This is a genomic window from Pseudoduganella lurida, assembly GCF_007830455.1.
Taxonomy (GTDB): domain Bacteria; phylum Pseudomonadota; class Gammaproteobacteria; order Burkholderiales; family Burkholderiaceae_D; genus Rugamonas; species Rugamonas lurida.
This window is the reverse complement of sequence record NZ_VLLB01000013.1, coordinates 59,683-78,329: the sequence shown is the minus strand read 5'-3', so window position 1 is coordinate 78,329 and position 18,647 is coordinate 59,683. Positions and strand designations below refer to the sequence as shown.

13 protein-coding genes and 1 tRNA gene are annotated in these 18,647 nt (G+C 66.7%); 7 read left to right on the top strand and 7 right to left on the bottom strand.

Features of this window, described 5'->3' with window-relative positions; genetic code table 11:
- Positions 1-1,422 carry a sugar porter family MFS transporter gene (locus IP91_RS24530; RefSeq protein ID WP_145652989.1) on the bottom strand — a complete coding sequence of 474 codons (1,422 nt, stop codon included), beginning with the start codon at positions 1,420-1,422 and terminating at the stop codon, positions 1-3.
- A 292-nt stretch (positions 1,423-1,714) separates the two neighbouring features.
- Between IP91_RS24530 and IP91_RS24525 the strand changes: the two genes are divergently transcribed.
- Complete coding sequence (locus IP91_RS24525) at positions 1,715-2,674, top strand: alpha/beta hydrolase (protein WP_145652987.1); 960 nt, start codon at positions 1,715-1,717, stop codon at positions 2,672-2,674.
- Positions 2,675-2,747: 73 nt separating this feature from the next.
- Here the strand turns inward: IP91_RS24525 and IP91_RS24520 are convergent, their stop codons facing one another.
- The 3 genes from IP91_RS24520 to IP91_RS24510 form a co-directional block, all read right to left on the bottom strand.
- On the bottom strand, positions 2,748-3,212 hold the full coding sequence (locus tag IP91_RS24520) for a DUF2846 domain-containing protein (RefSeq protein ID WP_145652985.1): 465 nt from the start codon (positions 3,210-3,212) through the stop codon (positions 2,748-2,750).
- A gap of 174 nt (positions 3,213-3,386) precedes the next feature.
- Entirely contained in the window at positions 3,387-3,857 is a 471-nt protein-coding gene (locus IP91_RS24515; protein WP_145652983.1) for a hypothetical protein, read from the bottom strand.
- A gap of 243 nt (positions 3,858-4,100) precedes the next feature.
- Positions 4,101-4,176 (bottom strand) — tRNA-Phe (locus tag IP91_RS24510).
- Positions 4,177-4,325: 149 nt separating this feature from the next.
- On the opposite strand from IP91_RS24510, the gene IP91_RS24505 reads away from it, so the two are divergent.
- Positions 4,326-5,081, top strand: a complete 756-nt coding sequence (locus IP91_RS24505) for a YoaK family protein (RefSeq protein ID WP_145652981.1) — start codon at positions 4,326-4,328, stop codon at positions 5,079-5,081.
- Positions 5,082-5,085: 4 nt separating this feature from the next.
- Here the strand turns inward: IP91_RS24505 and IP91_RS24500 are convergent, their stop codons facing one another.
- Positions 5,086-6,111 carry a hypothetical protein gene (locus IP91_RS24500; RefSeq protein WP_229474938.1) on the bottom strand — a complete coding sequence of 342 codons (1,026 nt, stop codon included), beginning with the start codon at positions 6,109-6,111 and terminating at the stop codon, positions 5,086-5,088.
- Positions 6,112-6,224: 113 nt separating this feature from the next.
- Between IP91_RS24500 and IP91_RS24495 the strand changes: the two genes are divergently transcribed.
- From IP91_RS24495 to IP91_RS24485, 3 genes are all read left to right on the top strand, one after another.
- Complete coding sequence (locus tag IP91_RS24495; RefSeq protein ID WP_145652979.1) at positions 6,225-8,150, top strand: hybrid sensor histidine kinase/response regulator; 1,926 nt, start codon at positions 6,225-6,227, stop codon at positions 8,148-8,150.
- A 150-nt stretch (positions 8,151-8,300) separates the two neighbouring features.
- On the top strand, positions 8,301-9,272 hold the full coding sequence (locus tag IP91_RS24490) for a glycosyltransferase family 2 protein (protein ID WP_145652977.1): 972 nt from the start codon (positions 8,301-8,303) through the stop codon (positions 9,270-9,272).
- Positions 9,269-11,113: a glycosyltransferase 87 family protein gene (locus IP91_RS24485; RefSeq protein ID WP_145652975.1), complete on the top strand. Its 1,845-nt coding sequence runs from the start codon at positions 9,269-9,271 to the stop codon at positions 11,111-11,113. The genes IP91_RS24490 and IP91_RS24485 overlap by 4 nt, the downstream gene beginning before the upstream one ends.
- Before the next feature lie 64 nt (positions 11,114-11,177).
- On the opposite strand, the gene IP91_RS24480 is transcribed toward IP91_RS24485, so the two are convergent.
- Positions 11,178-13,331, bottom strand: coding sequence for a sugar nucleotide-binding protein (locus IP91_RS24480; protein ID WP_145652973.1), 2,154 nt, complete (start codon positions 13,329-13,331; stop codon positions 11,178-11,180).
- A 366-nt stretch (positions 13,332-13,697) separates the two neighbouring features.
- Here IP91_RS24480 and IP91_RS24475 point away from each other — a divergent pair, with 366 nt between their 5' ends.
- On the top strand, positions 13,698-14,777 hold the full coding sequence (locus IP91_RS24475) for a mechanosensitive ion channel family protein (protein ID WP_158643201.1): 1,080 nt from the start codon (positions 13,698-13,700) through the stop codon (positions 14,775-14,777).
- A gap of 25 nt (positions 14,778-14,802) precedes the next feature.
- Complete coding sequence (locus IP91_RS24470; RefSeq protein WP_145652969.1) at positions 14,803-16,119, top strand: hypothetical protein; 1,317 nt, start codon at positions 14,803-14,805, stop codon at positions 16,117-16,119.
- Here the strand turns inward: IP91_RS24470 and IP91_RS24465 are convergent.
- The gene (locus IP91_RS24465) at positions 16,116-18,416 is read right to left on the bottom strand and encodes a putative bifunctional diguanylate cyclase/phosphodiesterase (RefSeq protein WP_229474936.1); all 2,301 of its coding nucleotides are present in this window, start codon (positions 18,414-18,416) and stop codon (positions 16,116-16,118) included. The genes IP91_RS24470 and IP91_RS24465 overlap by 4 nt on opposite strands.
- Positions 18,417-18,647 lie beyond the last annotated feature (231 nt).

The following is an 18,647-nucleotide window of genomic DNA, read 5'->3' as shown; positions in this document are numbered from 1 at the left end:
TCAGGCCCGCAGTTCCTTCTCCAGATACTTTTCCAGCCCCTCCAGCGAACGGCCCTTGGTCTCCGGCAGGCACGTGGCGACGAAGATCAGCGACAGCACATTGATGCCGGCGAAGATGAAGAACGTGGCGCTGCCGAACTGCGCCATCGCCAGGGGGAACAGCAGCGCAACCAGGCCGTTGAAGACCCACTGGCAGGCCACCGCGGTGCCGGTCAGCACGCCGCGCAGGTGCATCGGGAACAGTTCCGACATCAGCAGCCAGTACACCGGCGAGATCAGCATCTGCATGAACAGCAGGAAGCACAGGATGCAGGCCAGCGCGGCATAGCTTTTCAGCAGCCCGTCCGACATGAACAGCAGCACGGCGCCCAGCGCGGCCTGCGAGGCGATCACGAAGCCGAGACCGGACAGCAGCATCTGGCGCCGTCCCAGCTTTCCGATCAGCCAGATGCCGATGAAGGTGGCGATGACGGCCACCACGCCGTTGCCGATGGTGGCGGTGAGCGCGGCATTCGTGCCGAGACCGGTCGAGGTCAGGATGATCGGCGTGAAGTACATGAAGGCGTTCACGCCGGTGAACTGGGCCACGAAGCCCAGGCCCACGCCGATCCACAGCAGCTTCCTGATCCATGGCGTGCCGAGCACGGCGGACCAGCCGGCCTGCTCGTGCTCGATCTTGTTCAGCTGGACCATCTCGGCCAGTTCCTTCTCGACCTGCCGGTCGCTCGAGCGGATTTTCTCCAGCACCGCGCGGGCCTCGCGCATGCGGTTCTTGCTGGCCAGCCAGCGCGGCGAGGCGGGTACCAGCAGCATGCCCAGTCCCAGCAGGACGGCCGGCACCGCGGCAATCGCCAGCATGTAGCGCCACACGTGGGGTGACCCGGAGAAGTGCGCCAGCGCCGCATTGAGGATGTAGGCGATGAGCTGGCCGCTGACGATCATCAGCTCGTTCTGGCTGACGAGCCGGGCGCGCCGGCTGGGCCCGGCCATCTCGGCGATGAAGACGGGCACCGTGGCCGAGGCGCCGCCCACGGCCAGGCCCAGCACGAAGCGCATCACGACCATCATCGCCACCGACGGGGCGAACGTGGTGCCCAGCACGCCGATCAGGAACACGAGCGACAGGCCCAGCAGCGTGGTACGGCGGCCGTACTTGTCCGACAGCGTGCCGGCCATGAGCGAACCGAAGGCGGCACCGAAGACGAGGGCGGAAGTGACGAGGCCTTCGGTCAGCGGATTCAGGCCGAGACCGCCGGTTTCCGGCGGCGCGGACATGAAGGGCAGGGCGCCCGAGATGACACCTGTGTCGTAGCCGAACGCCAGGGCGCCCATGGTGGCGGCAATGGCAACCTTGAAGACAAAGCGGCTTTCCTTCGTATCGGGCGGCGCCGTGGAAGCCGCGGGGAGGGTGGTCGAAACCATGTTGAGTACCTTTCCGAAAAATGGTTTGCGCTAGAGGGCAGGGACGCGGCACCCATGAGGGTCGTCGCAGGACGACGACGGGCTGGCGTGGCTGGAAGAAGCGAGGACATTTCTCAGCAGTAATATATTCAGTATAAACTATTTCACTAATGAAGATTGTTCGTTAGGCCACCCTGGCCCGTCCCTCGGCTGGGCAGGTTCGTCACCGTGACACCGATTTTTCCTGCTACGTGGGATAGAGTCGATCGCCGTCCGCTGTGAATTCGTTCAACCCCGACTCTTGGAAGACGCCTTGAAATCTCTTCTCGCACTCGTCCTTGCCATTTCCTGCAGCAGCGTGCCTGCGGCTCCGTGGCAGCCCGCCGACGGCCACCGCCAACTGCCTCTCTGGCCCGGCGCCATACCGGATGCGAAGAGCGTCACGGGCCCGGAAGACGACGTCACGCTGCGCGATGACCGCCCGGTCGCCGGCAGGCCGTGGCTGGAAGTGCAGCATGTCACGCGCCCAACGATGACGGTCTACCCGCCTGCGAGCGGCAACACGGGTGCTGCCGTGATCGTTTTTCCGGGCGGTGGCTATCGGGGTCTGGCAATGGACCTGGAGGGCACGGAGGTGTGCGATTGGCTCACCTCGATCGGTGTGACGTGCGTGCTGCTGAAGTACCGCGTGCCGGGATCGGGGCCGCACTGGGATCCGGTGCTCGACCGGCGCGTCATCCCCAGGGTGCATACCGCGCTGCAGGATGCCCAGCGCGCCATGGGCCTGCTGCGCCATCGCGCCGCCGAGTGGGGCATCGATCCGAAGAAGGTCGGCGTGCTGGGCTTCTCGGCGGGCGGCCATCTGGTTGCGGCCGTCAGCACGCACCAGAAGCGCATCTATGCGCCGGTCGACGCGGCGGACAGGCAAAGCTGCCGCCCCGATTTCGCCGTGGCGCTCTATCCGGGGCACATGTCGGTCAACTACAAGGAAGACCTGTCACGGCTGAATCCCACCCTCCGCGTGACCGGCAAGACGCCACCAACGTTCCTGGTCCATGCGCAGGACGATCCGGTGGACCCGGTCGAATTTTCACTGCTGTATCACGCCGCGCTGAAGAAAGCGGGCGTGCCGGTCGAGATGCACCTGTATGCCCAGGGCGGACATGCATTCGGGCTGCGACCGACGAAGTTTCCGATCACGAAATGGCCGGCGCTGGTGGAGACGTGGCTGGGGACGATCGGGATGATCCCGATAGACCAGCCAGCGCGATAGCCTTTCGAAACAAAAACGCCGACCCATGGAGGTCGGCGTTTTATTTCGGCGTGCATCTACCGAGGGGTGGTAATTACCGAGCGCCGCTGCAAGTGCCAGCGGTGGCCAATTCAAGCTTGGCGATATCGGTCATGCCCTGTTGCTCGGAAACCTGTTCCACGCCCGCGCCACCGACGAATACGCCCATCTTGATATATTGGCGGACAAAATAATTTTTACCCCCATCGACAGTCAGACTCAGGTCATTCGGAGAGAACTCCGACTCGGTCGAGAGTTTGACAGTTTTGCCGCCTTCGACCTCGGTGAAGAAGAATACATGCGGCGCGCTTTCGCCAAGGCATTTGCCGTCGATCCAGATATCCTTTTTCAGGGCACCGCCGAACGAGCTGTTACGGTAGACGTACAGGCCAGCATTATTCGTGGCGGGCGCGGCGAACTGCTTTGCCTTGGCGGATTCTTCTTTCGATGCCATGTTGACCGAGGCGCATCCGGTAACGAGAAACGCGGCCGCAATTGCGACGAGCGGAAATACTTTCATTTTTGTTGCCCTAGTGGTGGATTGTTAGCGGCTGAAGGAACGAGCCCGCACTCTCTAATGGAGTTAAGATTTTTGTAACAAAGCAATTCTATTGGAAATATATCGACTGGGCAATAAAAATTTTACGAAGGCATTGCTTCGCTTAAAAGGTTCAATGCTTCCCTTTAAAAAGCTTTATTGCCCGATCCACGCCGCCGCATCAGCGCTGGCATACTCGCAGCCCACCAGCAACTTGTTTTGAAGGGATTTATGCGTGAGCTGGAATGCGACGATGCTGACGGTGGGACGTACCAGCCGGCTGGCCGGGCCATATGAATCTTCTTCCAGCTTGAGTTTGGCAATCGCCTTGGCAACCGATTCGGCTGGAACAGCCAGTAGGATCCGCCCGGGCGTGACGACAATTTCGGCCGACGAGTAACCCAATGCGGAGGCTGGTTTGTTCAACTGGTAGACGTCGGCCGCAGGCGCGCCGTATTGCGTGGCCGGCTTCGCGAAGGCTGGCTGCCGCGTGGCGAGCTCGCGCATGAGGGAAGCCACCTGATTGTCCTTGAGCTTGCAGGACAGCGCGTCTTCCAGCAGCGCTGGTTCGGCCGAAAACGCCGTTGCGGAACAGAGGGCGAGGAGGGAGGCGATGAAGGTCTTCATGGGATCGGGTCGCTTGGTCTGAATGTTGACGGAATCAGGGCCCGTTGCAAATCTGGCCGATAAACATGGGAGGCGCTGAGCTTGTCAATAATATATCATTCGACCACTGCGTCACATGCATCCCGGGTATCGGCCAGGGTGTTGCAGTCATGGCCGCCTGCAGTCGTCACGTGGAGCAAGAAAACAGCGGCACAAACAAAAACGCCAACCTGCATGGGTTGGCGTTTTGTTCGACACTGTTCTTGGTGGCCCGGGGCGGAATCGAACCACCGACACAAGGATTTTCAATCCTCTGCTCTACCAACTGAGCTACCAGGCCAAGGCGCGCAATTATAGCAGCCAAGTTGCGGGTTTGCCTAGTCGTTTGCATTGGACGCGGACCGATAACGCATCAGCTGCCGCACAGCCCGGCCGTTGACCGTCCCACGGTGGCCGGTGTACTTTGGGATTTTGCGACCTGGAGCTGCCATGCCCATCAACTACGCACGCCGCCTGACCGGCAGCCGGCGCGAACCCGGCGGCAACCGGCACCTGGGGGCCGTGCTGGCCTTTGTCGCCGGGGCGGCCAATGCGGGCGGCTTCGTGGCCGTGCAGCGCTATACCTCCCACATGACGGGCATCGTGGCGGGCATGGCGGACGACGTGGCGCTGGGCGCCATCGATCTGGCCGCCGCCGGGCTGGGTGCGCTGGCGGCCTTCGTCGGCGGCGCGGCGTGCTGCGCGCTGCTGGTAAATTTCGGCCGCCGGCGCGCGCTGCACAGCGTGTATGCGCTGCCGTTGCTGGTCGAGGCGGTGCTGATGCTGTCGTTCGGGGTGCTGGGCGCTCGGCTGGCAGCCCTGCATGTGCTGATCGTGCCGGTCACCGTCATGCTGCTGTGTTTCATGATGGGCCTGCAGAACGCCGTGATCACCAAGCTCTCCAATGCGGAAATCCGCACCACCCACATGACGGGCGTGATGACGGACATCGGCATCGAACTGGGCCGCGCGCTGTACCCGAATGGCGCCGGCATGCCGCCGGTGGCGGCCAACCGCGCGCGGCTGCGGCTGCTCGTGGTGCTGGCGCTGGGCTTCTTCACGGGTGGAGTGGCCGGCGCCATCGGCTTCGCGCGGCTGGGTTATGCGGCCGTGGTGCCGCTGGCGCTGCTGCTCGTGCTGCTGGCCATCGTGCCCGTGCTGGACGACCTGCGCCGCCTGCCGATCAGTGCGCAGCGCGCGCCCTGAGGCGTCAGCGCGGGCGCAGGCGGCTCTTCAGGACGCGGCCTTCCGCATCGAACAGCACCAGGTATTCCGGCTTGCCTGCCGCCTTGCGGTCGTCCGCGCGCGGATACAGCCACGCCTCGCGGCCATCGCGGAAGGCGACGACGCTGCCGGCACCCAGCACCACGCGCACTTCCTCGCGCGACTGGCCGGCAGCGATGCCGGGAACGGCCGGGGCATCGGGCGGCGCGGGATCGTCCATGTACTCGAAGGAGAGCAGCGTGTCGTCCGGCCACGCGCCGTCCCAGACCGGCGCATAGTAGCTCCGGTCCAGCAGCACCTGGCAGTCGCAGAAGGGCAGGTCGGCCGGCTTCACGGTGCCGCCCGCGTACAGCGCGTGCAGCGGCGCCGGCGTGCCTTCCGGCGCGCCCGGGCGGTGCAGCGTGATGGCGAACACGGGCCGCTCGGTGAAGAACAGGTAGCGGCCGTCCGGGTCGGCGCACACCTTGTCGGGGTTCGTCAGCAGGTCGCCCAGCCACGCGAACAGATGCGCGTTGTTCGATACCAGGCCCGCCTCCACGCCAACGAGGCACTCCAGCCGCAGGTCGCCCAGGCGCCGCATGCCGTCCGGTACGCCGGGGCTGCGCACGTCCGCGCGCCACGTCATGCTGGTGGTGCGGCGGTTTGCCACCAGCGCCGCATCCTCGCGCCCCGCCTGGTCGTTACGTTCCAGCGTGAAGCTGTGGTCCGGCGCCACCGGCACGGGCAACGCCACGCTGTCGCCCACCACTTTCAGGTCGATGCCGTCCATGCGCGTCGTGTCCAGGCGGGGCAGCAGCCGGAAGCGCAGGGTGGCCCCCGGTGCGAGTGCGGGCTGCTGGCGCGCGAAGCGGTCCATGCCGCGCAGCATGCGGCGGTACGACTTGTCGACCGGGTCGCGGGTGGACGTCACCGCCACGCTTTGCATCGGCCCGGAAGCCGCTTCCTGTGCCTGCACCACCGGGGCGGCGGCAAGGCCGCCCAGCACGCAGGCCCTGTAGATCAATCGCCACATCAATAAACTCCTGTCCAAGACAGACCCGATGGTACGCGCGAGTGTTAGATGACAACGCACGGATGGCGTTACAATCTGGGTCCATTCGTCCAAAGCGGAACACGATGACTCCAATGTCACTTCCCGTCGCGCCGCCTCCGGAGAAGCCGGCCCTGCCGGACTTCCAGCAGCGTTACGAGCTGCTCGTTGCCAGCATCAGTGACTATGCAATCTACATGCTGGACACGGACGGCCATGTCAGCAGCTGGAACACGGGCGCCGAGCGCTTCAAGGGCTACAAGGCGCACGAGATCATGGGCGCGCACTTCTCGCGCTTCTACACGGAGGAGGACCGCGCCGCCGGCCTGCCCGAAAAGGCGCTGGCCACCGCGCGCAACGAAGGCCGCTTCGAAGGCGAAGGCTGGCGCGTGCGCAACGATGGTACCCGCTTCTGGGCCAGCGTCGTGCTCGACCCGATCCGCCAGCCGGACGGCACGCTGCTGGGCTTTGCCAAGATCACGCGCGACATCACCGAGCGCCGCGCCGCACAGGAGGCGCTGCGCCAGAGCGAGCAGCATTTCCGCCTGCTGGTGCAGGGCGTGACCGACTACGCGCTGTACATGCTGTCGCCGCTGGGCGAGATCACCAACTGGAATATCGGCGCGCAGCGCATCAAGGGCTTCTCGCAGGAGGAGGTGGTGGGCACCCATTACCGCCGCTTCTTCCTGGACGAGGACCGCGAATCCGGCGTGCCGGAACGCGCGCTGGAGACGGCTGCCCGCGAAGGCCGCTTCGAAAGCGAGGGCTGGCGGTTGCGCCGCGACGGCAGCCGCTTCTTCGCGCATGCCGTGATCGACGCCATCCGCGACGAGGCAGGGGAGCTGATCGGCTTCGCCAAGATCACCCGCGACATCACCGAGCAGCGCGCTGCCGCCGAGTCGCTCGAGCAGGCCCGCAACGCGCTGTTCCAGGCGCAGAAGATGGAAGCAATCGGCCAGCTCACGGGCGGCATCGCGCATGACTTCAACAATCTGCTGGCCGTGCTGTCCTCCGGCGTGGACATCCTGAACGCGCAGCAGCCGCAAGGGCCGGCAATGCGCGTGCTCGACAGCATGCGCCGCGCCGTGGAGCGGGGCGCGATGCTCACGCAGCAGCTGCTGTCGTTCGCGCGGCAGCAGCCGCTGGAAGCGGCCACCCACCAGGCCAATGCGCTGATCGGCAGCTTCGAGCCCGTGCTGCGCCGCGCCAGCGGGCCGCAGGTGTCGTTCGAGTTCGACCTGGCGCCGCGGCTGGCCAACATCGTCGTCGACGAGGCACGCTTCGAGGCCACGGTGCTGAACCTCGTCGTCAACGCGCGCGACGCGATGCCGAATGGCGGGTCGCTGCGCCTCGAGACACGCAATGTGCGGCTGGCGGAACGGGAAGTGGGCACGCTGCCGGCCGGCGACTACGTGCGCGTGACGGTGCGCGATACCGGCACCGGCATGCCGCCGGACGTGGTGGCGCGCGCATTCGAGCCGTTCTTCACCACCAAGCCGGTGGGCAAGGGCACGGGCCTGGGGCTGTCGCAGGTGTACGGCTTCATCACGCAGTCCGGCGGCGACGTGCGCATCGACACGGTGCCGGGCCAGGGCACGGCCATCAGCGTGTACCTGCCGGCCACCGACGCGGCACCCTCGGAAGAAGTCAGCACGGCGCGGCCGGAGCGCGTGCTGATCGTGGAAGACGACCAGCTGGTGATGGCCGTGGCCAGCGACCTGTTCGAGACCATGGGCTACCAGGTACTGACGGCGCCCGATGCCGTGGCGGCCCTGCAGATGCTGGAACGGCACGCGGACGTGGACGTGGTGTTCACGGACCTGATGATGCCGAACGGGATGACGGGCGTGGACCTGGCGCGCACGGTGCGCCAGCGCTGGCCGGCGGTGAAGATCATCATCGCCTCCGGCTACCCGCAGGGGGTGCTGCAGGGCGAGCCCGTCGATCCGCACGAGTTCCCCCTGGTCGGCAAGCCCTACCGCATCGCCGACCTGGCCAGGCACTTGCGCGCCGCCAGCTGATTGGCTGCGGCGCCGGCGGCCAGGTCCCCCTGCCAATATTGCGGTGCCAGTACCATGCCAAGCAGGCCGCATGCCGCTGAAGGCGGTATGAAGCTATGCCTGGCCAGTGGACGAAACTATAATGGCGGTTTGTCCATCAGCCCGCCTGTCATGACCGACCTTTCCCACGCGCGCATTGCCGTGCTGGTGCCCTGCTATAACGAGGCCACCACGATTGCCGCGATCGTGCGCGACTTCCGTGCCGTCCTGCCTGCCGCCCGCATCCATGTCTTCGACAACAACTCGACCGACGACACGGCGCGGGTGGCGCGTGCCGCCGGCGCCACCGTCCACCACGTGCCGGCACAGGGCAAGGGCAGCGTGGTGCGCCGCATGTTCGCCGACGTGGAAGCGGATGCCTATGTCATGGTCGATGGCGACGATACCTATGACGCCAGCGCCGCGCCGCGCATGGTGGAGAAGCTGCTGGCCGAGGGCATCGACATGCTGGTGGGCAGCCGCGTCACGCAGGAGGAAGCAGCCTACCGCTTCGGCCACCGCTTCGGCAACCGGCTGCTGACGGGCTGCGTGTCCGCGCTGTTCGGCCGCACCTTCAGCGACATCCTGTCCGGCTACCGCGTGTTCTCGCGCCGCTACGTCAAGTCGTTCGCGGCGCATTCCACCGGCTTCGAGATCGAAACGGAACTGACGGTGCACGCGCTGGGGCTGCGCATGCCGGTGGCTGAAGTGCAGACGGAATACAAGTCGCGTCCGGAAGGCTCGTTCAGCAAGCTGTCCACATACCGCGACGGCGCACGCATCCTGCTGACGATCCTGCGCCTGTTCAAGTCGGAGCGCCCGCTGGCGTTCTATTCGCTGGGCTTCCTGGTCTGCGCGCTCGCCTCGTTCGGGCTGGCCGTGCCGCTGGTGATGACCTGGCTCGCTACCGGCCTGGTGCCGCGCCTGCCGACGGCGGTGCTGTGCACGGCGCTGATGCTGTTCGGGATGATCCTGCTTGCCTGCGGCATCATCCTCGATGCCGTAACGAAGTCGCGCATCGAGCAGAAGAGGTTTGCCTACCTGTCCGTGCCGATGGCCGCCACGGCGGTACCGGCGGCCCCGCGCCACAGCGCGGCGGCATGATGGGCGCGTCGCTGCTGGCCAGGCTGGAGGCCTGGTACGAGCGCCGCAGCGCGTCCCTAAATTCGGCCGGCGCGCTGCGCAAGGCGGCCTGGCTCGTCCCCTTCGTGTTCGGCCTGCTGTCCGTGCTGCTGGGGCAGGACGACGGGTGGGACATGAAGAACTACCATCTGTACGCGCCGTTCGCGGCGCTGCATGGCCGGCTCGGCTTCGACTTGGCGCCAGGGCAGTTCCAGGGCTACTTCAACCCCACGCTGGACATGCTGTACTACCTGCTGGTGCAGGCGCTGCCGGGCCCGGTGACAGGCTTCATCATGGGGGCGCTGCACGGCCTGAACTTCGTGCTGCTCCTGGCGATCGGGCGGGCCGCACTGCCGCACCTGCCGGCAGCGGACCGCTGCCGCGTGCCGCTGCTGCTGGCGCTGTGCGGCATCTGCGGCGTGGGCTTCCTGTCCGAACTGGGCAATTCGATGGGCGACAATCTCACGTCCCTGTTCGTGCTGGGCGCCGTATGGCTGCTGATGCACCGCTGGGAAGCGCTGCCCGCCGCACGCGGGGTAGGGATCGCGCTTGTTGCTGGCCTGCTGATGGGCCTCGGCACAGGCCTGAAGCTGACCAATGCCACCCATGCCATCGGCCTGTGCGTCGCGCTGCTGGTGGTGCCCGGAGCCTGGTGGCTACGCCTGCGTCTGGCGTTCGGCTTCGGCGTCGGCGTGCTGGCCGGGATGGCCGTCACCGCGGGCTGGTGGTTCCTGAAGATGTGGCAGCTGTTCGGCAATCCCCTGTTCCCGCAATTTAACAACCTGTTCCGCAGCCCGCTGGCCGCGCAGATCGGCGTCATCGACAACGATCATCTGCCGCGCAGCATCTGGGAGGCGCTGGCCTGGCCGCTGGTGTTCACGGCGCAGTTCGAGCGCGTTTCCGAACTGGTGTTCCGGCAGCTGATCTGGCCGGTCGTCTACGTGCTGTGCGTGGTGCTGCTGGTGCGGCTGCTGATGCGGCGCAGCGGCGTGCCGGCCGGGCGCGAACGCTTCCTCGTGGTGTTCTTCGTGGTGGCCTTCCTGGCCTGGATGAAGCTGTTCGGCATCCACCGCTACCTGGTACCGGTCGAGCTGCTGGCACCGTTGGTAGCGTGGATCCTGCTGCATGCACTGTTCGCCCAGGCGCGTGCACGGCGCGCGGCCGGCTGGCTGCTCACCGTGTGTGCGCTGACCGTGTTCCCGTTCGGGACCTGGGGCCACACGCCGTGGGCGAGCCGCAGCTTCCATGCCGACGTGCCCGCGTTCGCGCGGCCGGAGCAGACCGTGATCGTCACCGCGCTGGTGCACCCGCCATCGGGCTGGATGGTGGAATTCTTCCCGCGCCCGATCCGCTTTGCCTCCGTTGGCGACGGCTTCCCGGCGTCCGACGCGTGGCGCGCGCGTATCCGCGCTGCGCTCGGCGAGCGCAGCGGGCCGCATTACATCCTGATGCAGGGCGCGAAAAATTACGAGGAAAGCCGGCTGGCACAGCGTATCCGCTGGGCCGACATGCTCGGGCTGATGGACGACGCTCGGTCGTGCGCACGGCTGCACAAGATCACGCGCAAGGTCAGGCTGCGCGTGCAGCTAGCACCGGCTGCGGCGACCCCGCCTGGCAAGGCCTGCACGCTTGAACTGCAGCCGAAATACCGGCGCGACCTGGCGGCCGAAAACGCGGACATCCGCGCCCGCGCCGACACCGTGCTGGCCAGGTATGGCCTGCGCATGCGGCAGGAAGCCTGCATCACGCGCAATGCCTGGATCGGTGCAGAGCCGATGCCCTACATGCTGTGCCCGATGGCACCCGTGTCGCCGCAGCCATAACGAAGAGGGCACAAAAAAGGGGAACCGGCGGCGGTTCCCCTTTCGTTTCTTCACGCGCCGATCGTCAGCTGCTGCCGTAATGCGCCGCCTGCGCGGCCCCCACGTGCGTATCGCCTTCGCGCTGCACTTCCTTCACGGCCTGCAGGTAGCGGCCCAGCGCATCGTCCAGCGACGGCATCAGGTTGCCCCGTTCCGTGCCCAGCGCCGAGTAGCGCGGCTGCGGTGCCTGGCCTGCCAGCGCCACGGCCGGCTGCGCGTCGACGAGGCTCTCGTCCAGCCCCGCCAGCACACAGGCGCGGCGCGCCAGTTCGGCCCACGACACGCCTTCGCCGTTCGACAGGTGCCAGATGCCGCGCTCCTCGTCGATCAGCATGTCCAGGCAGGTCTGCACCAGGTCCGGCACGTACGTCGGCGAGACGATCAGGTCGCTCGCCGCCGTGACCGGCCGGCCTTCCTGCAGCGACTGGAGTGCCAGCGTCACGAAGTTGTGGCGGTCCCACGGGCCGAAGAACGCGCTGGTGCGGATCATCAGCGCGTCGGGGTTCACGGCCAGCACGCGGCGTTCCGCTTCGGCCTTGCTCTGGCCGTACACGTTCAGCGGCGCGACAGGATCGCTCTCCACGTAGGCGCTGCCCTTGCTGCCGTCGAACACCAGGTCGCTGGAGAAGGTCAGCAGGCGGATCTCGTGGCGCGCGCAGGCGTTCGCCAGCACCACCGGGCCGTGGGCGTTCTCGCGCAGGCAGCGGTCGCTTTCGCGTTCCGCGTCATGCACGCGCACGTAGCCGCCGGCGTTGACGATGGCCCATGGCTGGTAGCGCTCCACGGCCGCTTCCACGGACTGCGGATCGCACATGTCCATGTCCTGGCGCGTCAGCACGCGGTAGGCCAGGTTGCGTTCCTCGCAGATGCGCGCGAAGGCGCTGCCCAGCGTGCCGGTGGCGCCGATGATCAGGATCGGCTGCACCGGATGCGCGCCGGCGCGTTCGGCCGGCAGGGCCGCCACGGCAGTGCTGGTGGCAACCGGCGGGCACAGGAAGCGGCCTGGCCGGCGCCACCAGCCGATGCCCTGCAGGACCGGCGACGATGGCGCGCGGCCGCAGGACAGCTCGCGCATCAGGCGCGTCAGGGCCGTCGGGCGCGGCTCGGGCGAACGCAGGTCGTACGCGCCGCTCTCGTAGTAGCCGCGGCATTCCGTCACCAGGCAGTTCCAGTCATAGGCGCCGAGCAGCGACCAGACGGTCACCGCGCGCATGTCCGCGCCTTTCTTCCGCACGTCGTGCGCCGCGTTCCACACTTCCAGCAGCCAGCGCATCTGGTCTTCGCGGTTGGCATCGATGTGCGCTTCGGTGATGGCGATCGGCAGGTTGTAGCGTTCCCAGGTTTCCTCCAGCAGCGGGCCGATGCCGGGCGTCGGTGTCGCCAGGGCGCGCGCCGTCTCGATATCGGCGAAGCCGTGCGGGCCCACGTACTGGGCCGGGTAACGGTCGCCCCGGTGATCGAGCCAGCGCTCGCTGGTGATGTAGTAGTTCACGCCCACCACGTCCGGCGGGCAGGGATTGTCGCGGAACCACAGCACGTCTTCGGCGGGGATGCCGCTCTTGATGAAGTACTTCCACAGCGCGTGCTCTTCGTCGATCGTGCCGCACAGCAGATCCCAGGCCAGCCAGCGCCGCTCGTTGTAGAAGTCCGCCCATTCGGCCAGCTCCGGCGTGCTGTAGGTCTTGCCCAGGTCGTCCGTCTGCACCAGCTTCGCGTTCGGGTTCACTTCCCGGATCGCGCGCATCGACAGCACCACGCCCTTGCACTGGTTGATCAGCGCCTGCAGGAACACCAGGTCGCTGCGGCCGTGCGGGTACCACAGGCCATACAGGCCGGCAAAGCGGGCGGTCGTACAGGGTTCGTTGACGGGGGTGTAGTACTCCACCCAGGGGAAGCGCTGCGCCACGGCGCCGGCGTATTCGGCCAGCCGCGGACCGAATTCCGGGTCCACCAGGCTGGTATCGCGCGGGCCGCTGCCGTGGTGCACCAGGCCGACGATCGGGTTGACGCCCAGGTCGCGCAGCGCGGGCAGGCGTTCGTCCGCCCAGGACCAGTCCGCAGTGGCCAGCCCGTCGGGCGCCGTGAGCTCCCACAGGACGGGGTAGCGGATTGCCTTGATGCCGAGGGCCGCGAAGCGATCCAGGTCGCTGAGCCGCTTGCCGTGGCCGTTCTGGTCCATCTGACTGAAATACTGATCGCGTACGCGGTTGACCGTGCCTTCCAGTCCGCCCCATAGCTCGATCTCCGGGCGCCCAGCGACGTGCTGCGCTGCGTACTGATCTACCGGCTGAGATGCGTCATCTTTTTTCATATTGTCGGAGAGCTAGTCGAACGAGCGGAAAGTATGGCGAAAAAATCAAAACTCTGTCGCCTTCTTGCCGACCGGTCTGTGCGCACGGCTACATGATCACTGCAAGATGACGACTTTATGGCGTCTTTTTGCGCAGTTTACGGTGCATGGGGGCAGCTTGGCGGGCCCTGCGGTACACCTGTGCGCGGCACCGCCCGGCCCTTCGGTACACTGCGCCTGCCAAGGAGGTTGTACATGCGTTATGTTTTGTTGGGAAATCCGATCCAGGAATGGGCGACCGCGCTGGCCGTGGCGTTTGCGGCCGCCGTACTGCTGATCGTGCTGCGCACCTTCCTCGTGCACCGGCTGGCGGCAGTGGCCGACCGCACCGAGACCCGCGTCGACGACTGGTTCCTGCGCATGCTGCGCAACACGTACAGCCTGTTCATCGTGATCCTGGCGCTGTATCTCGGTTCGCTGATGCTGGAATTCCCGCGCAAGTACGAAGTGACCTTGTGGCGCGCTGCCGTCACGACGATGCTGCTGCAGGTCGCGATCTGGGGCGACACGGCGGTGCGCGTGTGGCGGGCCCGCTACCGGCAGGCCGCCATCGGCGGCAGCGACAGCGTGGCCAGCGCCGCATCGACGGCCATCATCGACTTCATCCTGCGGCTGATCGTGTGGGTGATGTTCACGCTGATGATCCTGGATAACCTGGGGTTCAACATCACCACGCTGGTGGCCAGCCTGGGCATCGGCGGCATCGCCGTGGCGCTGGCCGTCCAGAACATCCTGGGCGACCTGCTGGCCTCGCTGTCGATCGTGCTGGACAAGCCCTTCGTGGTGGGCGACTTCATCATCGTCGGCGAGCAGCTGGGCACCGTCGAATACATCGGCCTGAAGACCACGCGCCTGCGCGGCCTGGGCGGCGACCAGATCATCTTCTCGAACGGCGACATCCTCAAGGCGCGCATCGGCAACCAGACGCGCATGTTCACGCGCCGCGCCGCCTTCATCATCCGGGTGCGCTACGGCACCCCGCCGGACAAGCTGGCGCAGGTGCCCGCCATGGTGAAGGACATCATCGAGAAGCTGGAAGAGACGGCCTCGTTCGAGCGCGCGCACCTGCGCAACCTGGGCGAATGGGCCGTCGAATACGAAGTCGTGTACTGGATCAAGACGGCCGACTACTTTGTCTTCATGGACACCAACCAGGCGGTGCTGCTGGGCGTGCTGCGCGGCCTGGCCGAACACGGCATCGACGTGGCCTACCCGGCGCGCATGATCACCCGCGACCCCGCCGATTGCAAGGAGCCCGTTCCGCCACTACACTGACCCGTTTCAACGGACGGGAGCGGTGATGAGCAAGCGGGTGGCAGGATTGGCGAAGGGATTGGCAACCGTGCTGGCGGCGGGGATGATGACGTCCGCGCTGGCCGCCTCGGTGCAGGACGTGGCGGAGCGCTACCGGCAGCTGGTGCTGGCGGTCGGCGTGCACGACGCCAGCTACGTGGACGCCTATTACGGACCGCCCGCGCTGCAGCAGCAGGCGGAGAAGGCCAGGCGCCCGCTGGCCGCGATCCGCCAGGATGCCGTGCGGGCCACCGCCGACCTGCAGGGCAAGCGCGGCGCCAGCGAAGACGACGAACTGCGCATCGTCTTCCTGCGCAAGCAGCTGGCCGCGATGGTGGCGAAGATCGACATGCTGGGCGGGAAGACCTTTGCCTTCGACGAGGAGACGGCGCTGCTGTACGACGCCGTCACGCCGCACCACGACCGCGCCTACTACGAGGCGCTGCTGGCCAAGATCGACCAGCTGGTCCCCGGCGACGGCCCGCTGCCACAGCGGGTGCAGGCCTTCCGCGCCCAGTTCGTGATTCCGAAAGACCGGCTGAAACCCGTGTTCGATGCGGCCATCGCGGCCTGCCGCGCCCGCACGGCAAAGGAGATGGCGCTGCCGGCGAAGGAAAGCTTCCAGCTCGAATTCGTCACCGGCAAGCCCTGGTCCGGCTACAACTGGTACAAGGGGGATGCGCACAGCCTCATCCAGATCAATACCGAATTCCCGATCTACATCGAGCGCGCCGTGGACCTGGGCTGCCACGAGGGCTACCCGGGCCACCACGTGTACAACGCACTGCTCGAGCAGCACCTGGTCAACGAGAAGAAATGGGTGGAGTTCAGCGTGTATCCGCTGTACTCGCCGATGTCGCTGGTGGCCGAGGGCAGCGCCAACTACGGCATCGAGATGGCATTTCCGGACGAAGAGCGGGTGGCGTTCGAGCGCGACGTGCTGTATCCGCTGGCCGGCCTCGATCCGCAGCTGGCCGGCCGCTACGCCGCGCTGCAGAAGCTGCTGGCGCAGCTGAGCTATGCCGACAACGACAACGCCATGCAGTTCCTGGAAGGCCGCGCATCGGGCAGGTACACGCGCGAGCAGGCGATCGAATGGCTGGTCAACGTGGCCCTGTACCCGCCGGAGAAGGCGAGCCAGCGCGTGCAGTTCTACGAGTCGCTGCGCGGCTATGTCATCAACTACAACCTGGGCAAGGACCTGGTGAAGGCCTGGGTCGAGCGGCACGTCACCGCCACCGATCCGAAGGCAGCGCGGGCCCAGCGCTGGGCCGCGTTCCGGCAGCTGCTGTCGTCGCCGCGGCTGGCCAGCGGCCTGCGCTAGGCCGGCAGCGCCGGTACCGCGGTGTTGCGCTCCAGCAGTGCCAGCATGTCGCCCAGCGGCATCGGCCGGGCGAACAGGTAGCCCTGCATGCCCGGACCGCCGTGCGAGGCCAGGAACGCGGCCTGGTCGTGCGTCTCGACCCCTTCGGCCACCACGCGCAGGCCCAGGTGCGCGGCCATCGCCAGGATCGACTGCACGATGGCGGTGCCGTTGGCGTCGCCCGGCGTGTCGTTGATGAAGCTGCGGTCGATCTTCAGCTCGTACAGCGGCATGCGCCGCAGGTAGGCGAGGCTGGAATAGCCGGTGCCGAAATCGTCGATCGAGAAGCGGATGCCCAGCTGCGCCAGTTCGTGCATGCGGGCGATCGTGTCGTCCAGGTTCTCGATCAGCAGGCCCTCCGTGACCTCGAAGATCAGCTGCGAGGCGGGGGCGCCCGTCTCCTCCAGGATCGCCCGTACCTGCGCCACGAAGTCCGGCTGGCGGAACTGCGAAGGGCTGACATTGACCGACAGCGGCAGCGCGCGGCCCCGTTCCGCCAGGCGCAGCCAGGTCAGGCACGCCTGGCGCAGCGCGAAGCGGCCCAGCGGAATGATGAGGCCCGTGGCTTCGGCGATGGGGATGAATACATCCGGCGGCACCTGCGTGCCGTCCGCGCGCTTCCAGCGCATCAGCAGTTCGGCGCCGGCCGGCCGCGCTTCGTGGTCGACCTGCAGCTGCACGTGCATCTGCAGCTCGCCGTTCTCCAGCGCGTGCGCCAGCTCGCGTTCCAGCGCCAGGCGGTTCTCCACCTCGCGGCGCATCGTGTCCTCGAACAGCGCCACGCCGTTGCGGCCGTTGGCCTTGGCGCGGTACATGGCGATGTCCGCCTCGCGCAGCAGGTCGTCGACGGTCTGGCCGGTACGCGGCAGCACCGCCACGCCGATGCTGGCGGACGACAGGTAGACCTGGCCGCCGATCTCGAAGTCCTGCGTCAGCGCGGCGCGCAGGCGTTCGGCCATCGCCAGCGCCTTGCGCGTGGCTTCTTCCTCGACATTGCCTAGGTCCGCCAGCAGCACCACGAATTCGTCGCCCCCCACGCGGGCCACCGTGTCGCCGGGGCGCACCAGCTGGATCAGCCGGCCGGCCGCGCCGCGCAGCATCTCGTCGCCCACCGCATGGCCGCGCGCGTCGTTGACGAACTTGAAGTTGTCGAGGTCGATGAACATCACGGCGGAGTAACCCGCGGCCGCTTTAGCCAGGTGCCCCTCAAGGCGGTCCATCAGCAGGCGGCGGTTCGGCAGGCCGGTCAGCACGTCGTAGAATGCCAGGCGGTGGATCGCATCGGCCGCCCTGCGGCGTTCCGTCACGTCCCGGCCCACCAGCACCCAGTGCGTGTAGTTGCCCGCCTCGTCCGCGAAAGGCACCATCTCCACTTCGATCCAGTAGGCTTCCCGGCTGCGCGTGTAGTTGAGGATTTCCGTTTTCGCCGTCTGGCCGCGCGCCATCGCATCGATCAGGCGCTGCACTTCGGCCGCATCGGTACCGGGGCCGTGCAGCATGCGCATGCTCTGGCCGATCAGATCCTCGCGCGCGTAGCCGGTGCGGCGCAGCAGCGCATCGTTGACGAACGAGATCGGCTGTTCGGCGCCCGGCGCGTGCACGGCGCGGGCAATCACCACCATGTCGTTCAGCGAGGCCACGGCGGCGGCGGCCAGGCGCAGTTCGCCGTTCGCGGCCTGCAGGTCGTTGCGGCCCTGTTCCAGCGAATCGGCGAAGGTGCGCAGCTCCTGCATGGAACTGGCCAGCTTCTGCAGCAGGGCACTGGAGGTGAGCGTCAGCAGCAGGCCGATGCACAGGTAGTTCATCACGATGACGATCGTCGGCAGCAGCTCCTGCTCGCCATGCTGGCCCACGTACAGGCGCGCGTGGCCGGAAAGGGCCAGCCCGAGGATGGTGGCGCCGGTCAGCGCCAGGGCCGCCAGCGCCGGGCGCTTGCCCAGCAGGACGGCGGCCAGGATCGGCGGTGCCAGCAGGTAGACCTGGCTGATCGGACCGAGCGAGAGCATCATCGCCACGCCGACGAAGAACAGGATGCCCAGGAAGTGCAGCACGCGGGTGCGGTAGTCCAGGCCGCGGGCGCGCCAGACGCCCAGCAGCCAGGCATACGCGATCGCATCGACCAGCGCGATGTTCCAGCGGCCGGCCGCCAGCGTCAGCGCGATGCTGGGCAGGGCGACCGCGGTGCCGAGGACGACCACGATGGTCAGCAGGGGATTGAAGATCTGGGTGCGCCAGTGCGCGATGTCGTTGAAGGACACGATGACGCCTTTCGGTTAGGGAGCACCGGAGTGCGTGTTTCCTCGTGGCAAAATTCTATGCCGTCCAGGACATGAAGTCACCCATTTTTGTACTGTTGTGTTCGGCAGGCCTCACTTTCGGGCCCATAAATTGCCCTGCCTGTGACGATTCGAGAGATTTCTAGCAAGAAAGATATGCCATGATGGCCAGTTGATGCCTTATTCATCATGACCATCCACCGACCCCAGGAG

Bases quoted from the DNA above. Each gene is read 5' to 3' on its own strand.
- IP91_RS24530 (WP_145652989.1), bottom strand. From the start codon at position 1,422: ATGGTTTCGACCACCCTCCCCGCGGCTTCCACGGCGCCGCCCGATACG.
- IP91_RS24520 (WP_145652985.1), bottom strand. From the start codon at position 3,212: ATGAAAGTATTTCCGCTCGTCGCAATTGCGGCCGCGTTTCTCGTTACC.
- IP91_RS24515 (WP_145652983.1), bottom strand. From the start codon at position 3,857: ATGAAGACCTTCATCGCCTCCCTCCTCGCCCTCTGTTCCGCAACGGCG.
- IP91_RS24505 (WP_145652981.1), top strand. From the start codon at position 4,326: ATGCCCATCAACTACGCACGCCGCCTGACCGGCAGCCGGCGCGAACCC.
- IP91_RS24500 (WP_229474938.1), bottom strand. From the start codon at position 6,111: ATGTGGCGATTGATCTACAGGGCCTGCGTGCTGGGCGGCCTTGCCGCC.
- IP91_RS24495 (WP_145652979.1), top strand. From the start codon at position 6,225: ATGTCACTTCCCGTCGCGCCGCCTCCGGAGAAGCCGGCCCTGCCGGAC.
- IP91_RS24490 (WP_145652977.1), top strand. From the start codon at position 8,301: ATGACCGACCTTTCCCACGCGCGCATTGCCGTGCTGGTGCCCTGCTAT.
- IP91_RS24485 (WP_145652975.1), top strand. From the start codon at position 9,269: ATGATGGGCGCGTCGCTGCTGGCCAGGCTGGAGGCCTGGTACGAGCGC.
- IP91_RS24480 (WP_145652973.1), bottom strand. From the start codon at position 13,331: ATGGACCAGAACGGCCACGGCAAGCGGCTCAGCGACCTGGATCGCTTC.
- IP91_RS24475 (WP_158643201.1), top strand. From the start codon at position 13,698: ATGCGTTATGTTTTGTTGGGAAATCCGATCCAGGAATGGGCGACCGCG.
- IP91_RS24470 (WP_145652969.1), top strand. From the start codon at position 14,803: ATGAGCAAGCGGGTGGCAGGATTGGCGAAGGGATTGGCAACCGTGCTG.